This is a genomic window from Oribacterium sp. C9, assembly GCF_002007235.1.
In the GTDB taxonomy this organism is placed as follows: Bacteria; Bacillota; Clostridia; order Lachnospirales; family Lachnospiraceae; genus Oribacterium.
The window spans coordinates 55,548-68,075 of record NZ_MUHW01000019.1 but is presented as its reverse complement, the minus strand read 5'-3'; the positions used below and the strand labels follow the sequence as shown (position 1 = coordinate 68,075).

Annotated in this window: 11 protein-coding genes and 1 pseudogene; all 12 read right to left on the bottom strand. The window is 44.7% G+C overall.

Going from position 1 to position 12,528, the window contains the following annotated elements:
- Positions 1 to 236: 236 nt before the first annotated feature.
- Positions 237 to 1,640: an oxaloacetate decarboxylase subunit alpha gene (locus BXO88_RS12100; RefSeq protein WP_078037985.1), complete on the bottom strand. Its 1,404-nt coding sequence runs from the start codon at positions 1,638 to 1,640 to the stop codon at positions 237 to 239.
- A gap of 13 nt (positions 1,641 to 1,653) precedes the next feature.
- Positions 1,654 to 2,802, bottom strand: coding sequence for a sodium ion-translocating decarboxylase subunit beta (locus BXO88_RS12095; protein ID WP_044993325.1), 1,149 nt, complete (start codon positions 2,800 to 2,802; stop codon positions 1,654 to 1,656).
- Positions 2,803 to 2,859: 57 nt separating this feature from the next.
- Positions 2,860 to 3,225: a biotin/lipoyl-containing protein gene (locus tag BXO88_RS12090; protein ID WP_078037984.1), complete on the bottom strand. Its 366-nt coding sequence runs from the start codon at positions 3,223 to 3,225 to the stop codon at positions 2,860 to 2,862.
- Positions 3,226 to 3,263: 38 nt separating this feature from the next.
- The gene (locus BXO88_RS17185) at positions 3,264 to 3,608 is read right to left on the bottom strand and encodes an acetyl-CoA carboxylase biotin carboxyl carrier protein subunit (protein ID WP_242945221.1); all 345 of its coding nucleotides are present in this window, start codon (positions 3,606 to 3,608) and stop codon (positions 3,264 to 3,266) included.
- A gap of 84 nt (positions 3,609 to 3,692) precedes the next feature.
- Positions 3,693 to 3,944 (bottom strand): annotated as a pseudogene (locus BXO88_RS17180) (OadG family protein); the annotation flags it as partial.
- 464 nt (positions 3,945 to 4,408) lie between these two features.
- Positions 4,409 to 5,767, bottom strand: a complete 1,359-nt coding sequence (locus tag BXO88_RS12080; protein WP_078037982.1) for a carboxyl transferase domain-containing protein — start codon at positions 5,765 to 5,767, stop codon at positions 4,409 to 4,411.
- A 340-nt stretch (positions 5,768 to 6,107) separates the two neighbouring features.
- Positions 6,108 to 7,499 carry an RsmF rRNA methyltransferase first C-terminal domain-containing protein gene (locus tag BXO88_RS12075; RefSeq protein ID WP_078037981.1) on the bottom strand — a complete coding sequence of 464 codons (1,392 nt, stop codon included), beginning with the start codon at positions 7,497 to 7,499 and terminating at the stop codon, positions 6,108 to 6,110.
- A gap of 140 nt (positions 7,500 to 7,639) precedes the next feature.
- On the bottom strand, positions 7,640 to 8,152 hold the full coding sequence (locus tag BXO88_RS12070; protein ID WP_078037980.1) for a DUF6465 family protein: 513 nt from the start codon (positions 8,150 to 8,152) through the stop codon (positions 7,640 to 7,642).
- A 72-nt stretch (positions 8,153 to 8,224) separates the two neighbouring features.
- Positions 8,225 to 9,523: an O-antigen polymerase gene (locus tag BXO88_RS12065; protein ID WP_078037979.1), complete on the bottom strand. Its 1,299-nt coding sequence runs from the start codon at positions 9,521 to 9,523 to the stop codon at positions 8,225 to 8,227.
- Positions 9,523 to 10,776, bottom strand: coding sequence for a CdaR family protein (locus tag BXO88_RS12060; RefSeq protein WP_078037978.1), 1,254 nt, complete (start codon positions 10,774 to 10,776; stop codon positions 9,523 to 9,525). The genes BXO88_RS12065 and BXO88_RS12060 overlap by 1 nt, the downstream gene beginning before the upstream one ends.
- Complete coding sequence (gene cdaA / locus BXO88_RS12055) at positions 10,773 to 11,627, bottom strand: diadenylate cyclase CdaA (RefSeq protein ID WP_078037977.1); 855 nt, start codon at positions 11,625 to 11,627, stop codon at positions 10,773 to 10,775. Before cdaA ends, BXO88_RS12060 begins: the two co-directional genes overlap by 4 nt.
- Before the next feature lie 2 nt (positions 11,628 to 11,629).
- The gene (locus BXO88_RS12050) at positions 11,630 to 12,526 is read right to left on the bottom strand and encodes a hypothetical protein (RefSeq protein ID WP_139355584.1); all 897 of its coding nucleotides are present in this window, start codon (positions 12,524 to 12,526) and stop codon (positions 11,630 to 11,632) included.
- Between the last annotated feature and the right edge of the window lie 2 nt (positions 12,527 to 12,528).

Sequence of the window (12,528 nt, the reverse complement as noted above, 5' to 3'; positions counted from 1 at the left end):
TTATTGATCTTAATTCAAAAGTATGTACTATTTTACTACTTCTACAATATAAAATCAGTAAATTGCAGCGTCAACGAAAAATCGAATTATTCAGATAACCGACAAAGATTCGTAATAATCAAAAGAGTCAAATAGATGTGATTCGTGCTGTGCTCTCATGCCCATACTTTGGCATATAAAATTAAAGAGGGTGCCGGAATCCGGCACCCTCTTTAAAAAGGATAAATCAGTCTCTATTAAACTGGATACGCCTTGTTGGCTTTGTCTGCAGCTGTTGTTGCTACGCCTGACTCCTGAGCATTTCTGTACTCGAAGAAGTCCTTTGCTACTGCAGGGAAGAGAGCGTATGAAAGAACATCTTCCTTGGTAGGATTCTTTACATACTTCTTTGTCTCCTCAGTGTACTTCTCCATCTGAGGCTCGATATGGTCAGCAGGACGATCTGTCATCTGTGAAGCACCCTTAAGGATCTTAGCTACTACTTCAGGATCCATAGGCTTAACTGTACGTCCGAACTCTCCTGCAACGAGCTTACGTGACTCGTTAGGAACCATCTTGTATCTCTCACCCATGAGAACGTTCATAACAGCCTGTGTACCAACGATCTGTGATGAAGGAGTAACGAGAGGTGGCTCACCGAAGTCCTTACGAACTCTTGGAACTTCCTCAAGAACTGCTGTAAGCTGATCGTCCTTACCAGCCTGGTGAAGCTGAGAAATAAGGTTTGAAAGCATGCCGCCAGGTACCTGATATCTGAGAGTATTGACATTAACACCGAGAACCTTTGTTGAAAGAAGACCTGACTTCAGGCACTCCTCACGATATGGCTCGAAGTAGTTGGATACATCGATGAGCTTGTTTACATCAAGACCTGTATCGTATTCTGTACCCTCGAGAGCCTTGACCATAACGTCTGTTGAAGGCTGTGATGTACCAAGAGCGAAAGGTGTAGATGCTGTATCGATGATGTCAGCACCTGCCTCGATACACTTAAGGTAAGTCATAGAAGCCATACCTGATGTGTAGTGTGTATGGATCTCGATAGGAAGCTTTGTTCCTCTCTTGAGAGCCTTAACGAGGTCGTAACCTGCCTGTGGAAGAAGGAGACCTGCCATGTCCTTGACACAGAGTGAATCTGCACCGAGGCTCTCTACGTCGTTAGCGAGCTTCTCCCAGTAATCGAGTGTGTATGCGTCACCGAGAGTATAGCAAAGAGCGATCTGAGCATGTCCGCCCTCTCTCTTTGTAGCCTTAACAGCAGTCTCAAGGTTACGGATATCATTGAGACAGTCGAAAATACGGATAACATCGATACCGTTAGCGATCGATCTCTCTACGAAATTGTCAACAACGTCATCGGCATAGTGATTGTATCCGAGGATGTTCTGACCTCTGAAAAGCATCTGAAGCTTTGTGTTCTTCATGTGACTCTTGATCATTCTGAGTCTCTCCCAAGGATCTTCCTTAAGGAAACGAAGACATGAATCAAATGTAGCGCCGCCCCAGCACTCCACAGCGTTATAACCAACCTGATCCATCTTATCAAGGATCGGCTCCATTTCTGAACTCGGCATACGAGTTGCTATTAATGACTGGTGAGCATCACGCAGTACTGTTTCTGTAATTTTTACTTTAGCCATTTTATCTCCTTATTTACTTAACACCGTAAACGGCCATAAATGTACCGGCTGCTACAGCAGTACCGATAACTCCGGCTACGTTAGGACCCATAGCCTGCATGAGCAGGAAGTTTGTAGGATCAGTTTCGGCAGCAACCTTCTGTGATACTCTGGCAGCCATAGGAACGGCTGAAACTCCGGCAGAACCGATCAGAGGGTTGATCTTCTTTCCAGAAAGAACGTACATAAGCTTTCCGATTACAACACCGGCAGCTGTACCAAACGCAAATGCGATAAGACCAAGGGCTACGATCTTTAATGTATCAACATTAAGGAAAGCCTCAGCAGATGTTGCACCACCTACAGATGTTCCGAGCATGATAACTACGATGTACATCATAGCGTTTGATGCTGTCTCTGTGAGCTGCTTAACAACACCGCACTCCTTGAAGAGATTACCGAGCATGAGCATACCAACGAGTGGTGCTGTTGTAGGAAGAAGTACACAAACAACTACTGTAACAACGATTGGGAAAAGGATTCTCTCAAGCTTTGATACAGGACGAAGTGTAGGCATCTTTACCTTACGCTCTTCTTCTGTTGTAAGAGCCTTCATGATAGGAGGCTGAATAATAGGAACCAGTGACATGTAGGAGTAAGCTGCTACTGCGATTGGTCCGAGAAGAGATGTCTGTCCGAGCTTATTGCAAAGGAAGATGGAAGTAGGGCCGTCAGCACCACCGATGATAGAGATGGCTGCAGCTGCTGCTCCATTGAATCCCATGAAGATAGCCATGAAATAAGCTGAGTAAATACCGAACTGAGCAGCGGCACCGAGCAGGAATGTGATCGGGTTCGCGATCAGCGGTGAGAAATCAGTCTGGGCACCTACACCCATGAAGATAAGTGATGGCAGGATTGACCACTCATCAAGATGGAAGAAGTACCAAAGAAGACCACCTGTTCCGCTAATTGACTTCTCCGGCTCAAGCATGATGTCCGGATAGATATTAACAAGCAGCATACCGAAGGCGATAGGAACCAGAAGAAGTGGCTCAAATCCCTTGGCGATAGCAAGATAAAGGAAAATAAAAGCGACGAAGATCATCAGGATATTTCCCCATGTCATGCTTACGAAAGCTGTCTGCTGGAGCAGGTTTGAAAATGTTTGTAATGCGTTCATATTTTAATAACCTCCACAGCAAATCAAATCAACATAATGCAATTACTTAACTTTTGATCAGTTAAGAGTTGCAAGAGTTGCACCTGATTCTACTGCCTCACCAACAGATACGTTGATGGAAGCTACAGTACCATCCTGAGGAGCAACAATCTCGTTCTCCATCTTCATGGCCTCAAGTACAAGGATAGCCTCGCCTGACTTAACTGCATCACCTACGTTCTTCTTTACAGCAAGGATCTTTCCTGGCATAGGAGCCTCAACCTTTACTGAACCCTGTGAGCCTGATGCTGCTGGAGCTGGAGCTGCTGCAGGAGCCGGTGCAGCTGCAGGAGCGGCTGCTCTAGGAGCTCCGGATGCATTGCCACCCTCTTCTACTGTTACGTCATAAGCGACGCCATTAACTGTGATAGTATATTTCTTCATATTAATTACCTCTCATTATGGAAAGGGCCATGCCCATGTTAATTTAAAGTTGCAAGTGTTGATCCTGACTCTACTGCCTCACCAACAGATACGTTGATGGAAGCTACAGTACCATCCTGAGGAGCAACGATCTCGTTCTCCATCTTCATGGCTTCAAGTACAAGGATACAATCACCTGACTTAACTGCGTCGCCTACATTCTTCTTTACGGCGAGGATCTTGCCCGGCATAGGAGCATCAACCTTGATGGAACCCTGAGTGCCGGCTGCCTTAGGAGCAGGAGCTGCTGCAGGAGTAACTGCTGCAGGTGCAACTGATGTTACAACAGGAGCGGAAGCAACTGCTGTCTCTACAGCTGCGGCTGAGAAGCTGCGGTTTCTCAAAGGACGAACACGAAGATTGTTGTTAAGTGTAGGTCCGGGTACAAAACCTTCAGCACTTACAGCACCCTCTGTATCTGCTTCGTATGCTGCAATAGCTGCTGCGATAACAGCCTGAATTGTGTCATCGCCGGCAACAGGAGCCTTAGGAGCAGGAGCCGCTGCAGGAGCAGGAGCTGCCTTAGGAGCTGCCTGTGCAGCCTTGGCATCTTTCTTATCCTTCATCTTCTTCTCAAATACGCTGATGTACTTGAAAAGTGAAATGATCCAAGCGATAAAGATAAGTACTGCAAATACTGTTCCCATACCAACAACAAGGTTTCCTGCTGCATCACCCATCAGCTCAGGTGTTGAGTAGATAGGCTCGAAGGTCATCTCTGTTGTTGAACCTGACATCTCATTGATGCCAAGTGTAAGCTTAAGTGCTCTCTTTTCGAATGTTGAATTGATTACGATCTGATAGCCCTCTTCTGTTTTGGAAGCTTCTGCATTATCAACACTGACAAAGGCTCCGAGACGATCGAGATCGTTCTTGTAGTTTGTGAGACCATTGTATGTAATGGCATCCTTTATCTTGTATGCATAATCAATCTGTTCCTGAATTGTTTCCTCAGAAAGAGAATAGATGCTGTTTTCTGCATACTGCATTGCCTGCTTCTCGAGCTGACCCTTGATAGTAGGATCCAGAGGCTGTACAGTCTCCTTATTTGTGCTTCCGCAAGCCGCAAGTGTGATAACGGAAAATACAAGAGCTAAACAGAGAGCAGCTTTTCTAAACCACTGTTTCATTCTGTCTCCTCTCATTAAACGGTTCCGTTCTTCTTATCCGGTCTGTAAACGCTCTTCCATCCAAGCATCTGAAGAGAAGCAGCGATTCTCTGTCTTGTCTCCTCAGGAGCGATGATCTCGTCTACATAACCTCTCTTAGCTGCTGCAAGTGCAGTGTTCTGCTCTGCAAACTTCTTCTGAGCCTCAGCGTCACCATCGCAAACAAGCTTTGCAGCCTGCTCTGCATCCATAACACCGATCTTTGAGTTGTTGTATGCATATACGATATCTGCGCCGAGAGCCTTGGCACCGAATGTAAGACCGGCTGTACCAAGTGCGTTCTTAACTACTGTGATAACAGGTACATCTGCATTGCTGTATGCATAAGCAAGTCTTGCAGCCATAGTAGGCATATGCTTCTCTGTGCACTCACAGTTGCAGTAAGCTGTTACGTCTACGATTGATACTACAGGAAGGTCGAAAGCATTGGCAAAAGAAACAAGTCTTGCAGCCTTATCTGCACCCTTCCATGTGAGCTTCTGGCTCTTGTTTGCAACGATGGCAACTGTCTCGCCGCCGATCTGAGCGAAGCCTGTGATAACATCACTTGAATAGCCCTTCTTTGTCTCAAGGAAGATACCGTTGTCAGCGAGCTGCTTAACAGCCTCTCCTGCCTCAAGTGTGTCGAAAGAAAGAACTGCACGGTTAAGGTCATCTGTGTTCTCCTCAAGTACTCCGCCGTCCTCATTATTTCCTGGTAATACAGCAACTAACTTACGAATCTGAGCGAAAATCTCATCTTCTGTGCCATCGAAATCAACAAGTCCGAACTCCTCGCGCTTTGCAGCCTTTGCGATCTCGTCGTCCTTGTTTCCAATTACAGCATCAGGAGCATTTACGTATGCCTTTGCAGTTGTGTTCTCCATGAGAACATAGTCTGAAAGACCTGCAAGAACTGTAAGTCCGCCGCCGCAGTTTCCGAAAATAGCTGTGATCTGAGGGATCTGACCGCTTGCAAGAGTCTGCTTCTTGTAGATACGTCCGAGACCAAATAAGGAGTCATTTGCCTCCTCAAGTCTGACACCTGAGCAATCTACAAGTGCGATAACTGGAGCCTGATTCTTCATCGCCATTGAGTAAATGTTGGCAATTTTTCTGGCATGCATCTCTCCGATTGAACCGCCGAGAACTGCAGCGTCCTGTGCATAAACATACACAAGGTTACCGTCGATAGTTCCGTAGCCGGTTACAACACCATCGGATGGTGCTTTCTTCTCAGCAAGGTTGAAATCTGTTGATCTTGCTTCAACAAGACGTCCGATCTCAACAAAGCTGAACTCATCGAGCAATGACTGAATTCTTGTCATAGCTGATGATGTTGACTGATTATCCATTTTTTATCCTCCATTTCATATATAAACAAGGGGTATTTTTACCCCGGTTTATGTCGAATATATTGTATACGAAAGAAATACATAATTCAACATTAATTTACGTCGTTTTATATATATTGTTAATAAAATAACGGCAATTTTGAGCCTTTTTGCTGTCAAAATGTGATAATGTTCTTTGATAAAAACATAACGTTGTCAATAATTGTGATTACAACATGCTGTCAAAAACCGCGAAGTATCGTGATTAAGTATAGTACAAAAATATGGCAGCCATAGGCAATATCAATACACCGTCTTAACAGGGTGAAATTTCTCCTTTTTTAGGGATGAAAATCCGGCATCAGAGGAACCTTAGTCCCTTGGGATAATGATTCTTTATCTGGCCGTTCACCAGCTTTCCGAGTCCGAGAGCCACTCCGTCGCATGCCACGATGCACCAGCCTTTTTTATCAGATCCCTCCGGAGCCGGGATCTGTAGTCCCTTCAGGTACTGCTCCACATGAGGATCTGTTGAGCTGTAATTACATACAGAAAATTTAAAGCTTTCTGTCTCTTTTTCATCATGTATGTGGATGGCGTGTGTAAGTGCGTGCTCAGGCTCTATTCGTTTCTTCAGATCTGTGGATTTGAGTATACCCGTTCTGAAAACCTTGAGTCTTCCGAGATCAGGCAGGATGTCCGGGATCAGATATATCTGATCCTTCATCTTCTTTTCCGAAAGCTTCTGCATGCCAATGCTTCTGTCCGGACCTGTGATGACAGGACCGAAAGAAATATTTTTCTCTTCAAAGGGATCCTTTCCGGCTCTTTGGAAAACTGTTACATAGTGTCCCTCACCCTTATCGATGTGAGGCCAGAAACGTTTTTCAAAGATAAGTTTCATATCAGGAAAGCTTTCTAATATAAAGTCGCGAATATCCTCATCCTCTTCCTTTTCGAAGGTACAGGTGGAGTAACAGAGTTTTCCTCCGGGTGAAAGCATGCGGTATGCATTGGATACTATCTCCTTCTGGCGTTCTGCACAGAGATGAACATTTTGCGGAGACCATTCCTTTATGGCAGTTTCATCCTTTCTGAACATTCCCTCACCTGAGCAGGGAGCATCTACGATGATTCTCGTAAAAAACTCAGGGAAGAACTGAGCGAGCTTTCCGGTATCTTCATTGAGTACTGCAGCATTGCTGATGCCCATTCGTTCTATATTGGAGCTGAGTGTCCTGGCTCTGAGGGCAACATATTCGTTGGAGATGATGAAGCCGCCTTCGTCGAGGGAAAGCATATCTGCAGCCTGAGTGGATTTACCTCCGGGGCTTGCGCAAAGATCGGCAACACGGTCATAGGGTCTGACATCGAGATGAGTGACAGCCTGCATAGCTTCAGGACCCTGTATATAGTAGAGACCGGCTTCGTGATACGGATGTCTGCCGGGTCTGATGCCTCTTTGATTGAGCTCATCTTCATTCATGTAAAACTCTCGATAATATTTCTTTCCATCATAGACAGCATAGCTTGCATCCCTGACAGGCGTAAGTTTCCAGTCCGAAACAAGCTTTTCATATGTGATGGCGTCAGGATCCTCGGATAATTCGTTTTCCAGGAGCTTCTTGAGATTCAGGCGAAGACCTCGTATCGGATCATCTTCATAGCTTTCTATGAATGCTTTGAACTCTGCTTCGTCGGGAAGCATATCTTTCATACGGTCTAAAAATTCTTGTGGTAATGATAAAGACATAGATTCTCTTTCTGTAATGTTTTTGCCGATATCATAATATTTCTCGGCGTATTTTGAAATTAAATAAATCGAGCAGGGCTCCCTGCTCGAAAATAAAAAAACGGTACACCCAAGGGTACCGTTTTTAATAAACGTACTGATTAAAGCTCGATTTTGTAGTCGGCGCTGCCCTCACCGTCGATGGTGAAGTATGCTGCAGACTCGGCAACATTGACATAAACATCAACTGATTCTACATCAGCCTTGATCTTCTTTGCACGCGCGATAGCTTCTTCCTGAAGCTTTACAGGATCATAGTCCTGATTGTTGATCTGTAATGTTACAAAAGATTCAACCTCAGCCTTTGCAGAAGCTTTCTTCTCAGCCGGCTTCTTGGCTACAGTCTTCTTCTCCGCAGCCTTCTTTGCAGGAGCCTTTGCAACAGGCTTTGTTTCAGCCTTCTTTGCAGTCGGCTTCTTCTCAGCTGCCTTTGCTTCTGTCTTCTTCTCTGCGGCTGCCTTTACCTGAGGAGCCTTGGCGGCTGCCTTTGTTTCTGTCTTTTTAGCTGCAGTCTTAGGATCTTCCTTCTTTTCCGTAGCAGCTTTTTTTATCTCGGCAAAGGACTGCTTGAGAGCCTCATCCTTTCCCTCTGTTGCCTTCAGATTCTTCTCCATTTGTTTATCTCCCTTTTCAAATGTCTGAAAAAATATTCTACCATAAAATTATATTTCCGCGTATTTGCTTTGTCAATAAAGCAGATAGAACAATACGCTGAAGCCGAGATAAAACCAGGTGGCAGGATTGGAGAACCAGGTGGTGAAAAAAGAAACGGAAAAATAGAATGCCAGCTCTGCATATATAAGCTTCGCAAAAGGATTTGAATCCAGTTTATGTTCATAAAGGATAAATCCGGTTATCATTCCGATCACCAGAGCAAAAACTGTCACTCCCATAAGTCCGAAGTCGTACCAGGCATCATAGATGAGAGTCAGGGTCGTTAGCTCTTCCTTTGTGGTAAAAAGAGGAAATGCAGCTGCGAGATCCTGATTTATGAACTTCAGACCTGTCAATGTAAGGAAAGGATACAGCATCCTGATTCCGTTTGAATGAACTGTAAGCTCACGGGTCATGACATTGAAATTGTCAAAGTTGTTGGCGATATACATGTAGGGCTGTGTGATGAAAATCGGAGTATCCGGATTTTTCATTTCGAAGATGCCGTTAAGGTATTCCACTGAATGGGCTCTCGCTACAGTTATGCCTACATAGACCATGATCATAAGTACAAATATGACCATAGCCTGCCACAGCTTGTATTTTCTTCCGGATGAAGTGGCTGTAAAAAGAGCGAGGATAGCTGAGAACATGAACTGGAATCTGGAAACCAAAAGAACACTGAGAAGCAGCGGAAGTATGATGCCCAGTATGGAGATGGCATCCGGTCTCAGAGCTCTTTTCTTTCTGTGCTCAAGATACAGCATGGAGATGCCGGGAACCAGTACATTAAGAGTAGTGAAATAATGAATTCCTTTTAAATGGAAATAACTGTAGGCATGTGGTGTATCTACGGTGAACAGCGGGATGAATCTGAGATTTATTGCTTCATAGATGAAGGCGGTCCATGAAATCACGATAACAGAAAGGATCAAAATCCTGAAAAGAGCTTCGTCTGAGATCTTTCTTTTATAGATTTTATGTATTCCCGATGTGGAGAACTTTGATTCCATAAGTCTTTCTGTGAGCCCTGATGCGGCATAGAATATCAGGTAGAATAAATAGAAAGAAAGCCATGTGGAGTCAGTCCAGACAGTTGAAAGACGGCTGAGCTGCAGTCTCGCTATGCCCTCTCCCCCCAGGATGCCGAGTGCCATGAGACCGCGAAGGTTCAAAAGCTCACGGGTTCTTCTATGCTCCATATAATAAAGAAATACAGCTGCACATATGAGACAGATAGAAGAAAGAGCGGATAGTTCCGCTCTTCCTGTTATATAGCTCATTAAATAAGCAGCTGTATATATGATTAAATGCTTTAAATCGGTCATCATCAATTTTGTGTATTCTCCGTAGATGAAGTTTCTTTGGACTGATTCTGATTTGAGCCATTTTCAGCAGAAACATCAGTTTCTTTTGCGTCCTGCTGCTCAGAGCTTTCCTGCTTTTCTGTTTCCGCTTCTGAAGCCTGAGATTCGGATTCGGATGAATCTGTCTGGGAAACCTGAGTTTCTTCGGTATGCTGAGGCTTTTGTTCCTGAGAAGATGTTTCCGGAGTTTGCGGTGCTCCGGGCTGATTAGGAACGGGTGCCGGAACCATACCTCCGTTTAACGGTTTATCTCCCATATCCGGCAGTTTTTCTATACGTACCAGAACATTGACCTGAGAATCCTGATCATCCGCAAGCTCGATACCTGCCGGGAGGTACTGAGAAAGATCAAAGGTGATATTGACACTTTCTGTTACCCCGTTAAGGTCGATCTCCGGGAGCTCGAAAACAGTCATGCCTTCTATGATTCCCGGCGATGCTGCGAGAGTCACACTGTCAGGAGAGACTGTGGTGGATTCATACTGGTATCCGGCTGCAGGAGTTCCCGAGACGGATGAAAGCAGATTGATGCTCTTTTCCTTGTGAATGGTCACAGAATAGTTGATGTCGTCAACATTGGCATCTACTTCCTTTAAGTTGTTAAGGGTATTGCCGTTCGCATCATAATATGTGAGCTTCGCGATTCCGTCCTGGTTGGAGGAAATACCTGTAACATCAACTTCGACTCCAATGGATGAGATCCTTCCTATCTCTGATTCAGGACCTGTGAGGTAAGCGGATTCAGGACTCAGGATGATATTGGCAACCTTATAGCCTGACTTAGGGTCTCCTGCGGTCACAGACTTAATATCGAACTTTTTCTTCTGAACGTTTTCGATATTTACCTTGGTGACTGAAGGATGTACCTCCACATCATCGATGATGGTCTCTTTTCCGTTAAGGACCTCGACATAAACCGGTACCGATCCTGTGATACTGTAATCAGAGAGGTCAATATATGCATGGAAATCCGAGCTGGAAATGGTTGAACGCACATCACTTCTTACTTTATATGTGATGTTTACATTGGTTCTGTCTATAGACCAGGTCTTCGAATCTTCTTCAAAGATGTTCTGATTCTTGACTTCCAGTTGAACGCTCTTTGTATCGGTTGTTTCAGGCTTGGAGACATTGACAACCATGATCCATATAACAAAGGCGAGGGCAATGCTTATGCATTTCAGAGAAATATTTTCTGTGAATAATCGTTTGATCATTCCCTTCTCTCCTTTCTGTTATTTCTAAAGAAACGGAAGCGGGGATTCTCGTCGGAAGCTTCTTCCTTCTTGTGGATAGGAAGCATCCCGCGGAGGGCATCCGCATCAACAGCTCTTTTCAGAGCACCGTTGACAGCAACTGAAACTCTGCCAGTCTCTTCTGATACGACGATGGTGATGGCGTCGCAGGTCTCAGATACTCCCAGTGCTGCTCTGTGACGTGTACCGTAATCCTTTGAGATATCTGTATCGGATAAAGGCAGATAGCAGGTTGCGGAAACGATATGGTCTCCCACTATAACTACTGCTCCGTCATGAAGCGGAGTATTCTTTTCGAAAATATTTATAAGAAGAGCCGCTGTGACTTTTCCGTTTATCAGTATTCCTGTCTCTGCTATATCATTGAGAGACTGTTCCTGCTGTATAACGATGAGGGCACCTGTCTTCTTCTTTGCCATCTCGAAGGTGGCCTTGATGATCTCGTTTATGGTGCTCAGGCTGGAATCCTCTGCATCGTTTGGGAAAAGGCTGGTGATGAAGTTACGGCTTCCCAGCTGCTCCAGCGCCTTTCTGAGTTCGGGCTGAAAAATTACAACAGCGGCGATGATGAATGCAGTCGAGATCTTCTCGATTATCCACATGATGGTGGTTAACTGGAAGAACCATGCCACAACGATAAAAGCACCTATGACAACGAGACCCTTGAGAAGCTCAAAGGCACGTGTGTTTTTTATCCAGAGAAGGAATTCATATACTATGACTGCCAGTATGATTATTTCCAGAAAGTTTGTGAAATAAAATGGAGGCAGCAAGCTGAACCAGCTCCGCATCGTTGAAAGAAATTCAGGCATTATCAATCATCCTCGTCTTCTGATTTTAATTTAGGTACGGCTTTGACAAAATAAACGTAATCGTCGTCTTCGAAGCGAAGGCGTTCGGTACGCTGATAGTCCACTGCGTGGAATGCAAAAACATATGCGATGGAAACTATACAGGAAAGTAACAGTCCCGGAAGCATATCTATAAATGAGGTTTCCAATCCGAAATGCATATGACCGAAAAATGTAGTCACTGCAGTTGTAAGGATACCTGCTCCTGCGGCAACGATCCAGCTTTCGTCGAAAGGGATCTGGCTGATAATGAAAACGACCACCACGCAGAGAGCAAAGGCAAGTATGGCAACGATGGCTTCTTTATCCTTGAAAAGATTTCCGAACAGTCCCGCATATGCTGTTGCCATGGCGGTGATGTCACCCTGAGAGGCAGCTACCGCAGTATGTCCTGCCATGTATTCGATGAAATAATACAACATGATGCCTATGGATATGGGCACTATGGACATAAGTCCTAATGATAATCCGGCGATTACCGGGAGAACATAAGGGATATGTATATAAAAGAATAGAGGCACCAGCGCAATGAGTACTGCATGACCGGCGCGAAAGGCTGACTGTATAAGAGAAGCCAAAAGCAGGACCACAACGGCAACAAGAGTTATCTCCAATGATGCGGCATATGCATTACCAAGGATGAAAATGCAGAAAAACACAGGTATGCATGTCCAGGGTAAAAACGAACACAGAACAGCAGCTGCAAAGCATATAAGAGGATTTGACAAAACGTCACTGAAACCCACACGGCTGTTGACTGTTAAAAAACACAAAAATGCTGTAATGGCTTTTGTGACAGGTATCGTCCAATAATCATTTTCCGTATAGAATTTTTGTAAAGTTTCTTTTACTCGTAACATGA

Bases quoted from the DNA above. Each gene is read 5' to 3' on its own strand.
- cdaA (WP_078037977.1), bottom strand. From the start codon at position 11,627: ATGCCTGAATTTCTTTCAACGATGCGGAGCTGGTTCAGCTTGCTGCCT.
- BXO88_RS12065 (WP_078037979.1), bottom strand. From the start codon at position 9,523: ATGATGACCGATTTAAAGCATTTAATCATATATACAGCTGCTTATTTA.
- BXO88_RS12095 (WP_044993325.1), bottom strand. From the start codon at position 2,802: ATGAACGCATTACAAACATTTTCAAACCTGCTCCAGCAGACAGCTTTC.
- BXO88_RS12080 (WP_078037982.1), bottom strand. From the start codon at position 5,767: ATGGATAATCAGTCAACATCATCAGCTATGACAAGAATTCAGTCATTG.
- BXO88_RS12050 (WP_139355584.1), bottom strand. From the start codon at position 12,526: ATGTTACGAGTAAAAGAAACTTTACAAAAATTCTATACGGAAAATGAT.
- BXO88_RS12090 (WP_078037984.1), bottom strand. From the start codon at position 3,225: ATGAAGAAATATACTATCACAGTTAATGGCGTCGCTTATGACGTAACA.
- BXO88_RS12100 (WP_078037985.1), bottom strand. From the start codon at position 1,640: ATGGCTAAAGTAAAAATTACAGAAACAGTACTGCGTGATGCTCACCAG.
- BXO88_RS12070 (WP_078037980.1), bottom strand. From the start codon at position 8,152: ATGGAGAAGAATCTGAAGGCAACAGAGGGAAAGGATGAGGCTCTCAAG.
- BXO88_RS12075 (WP_078037981.1), bottom strand. From the start codon at position 7,499: ATGTCTTTATCATTACCACAAGAATTTTTAGACCGTATGAAAGATATG.
- BXO88_RS12060 (WP_078037978.1), bottom strand. From the start codon at position 10,776: ATGATCAAACGATTATTCACAGAAAATATTTCTCTGAAATGCATAAGC.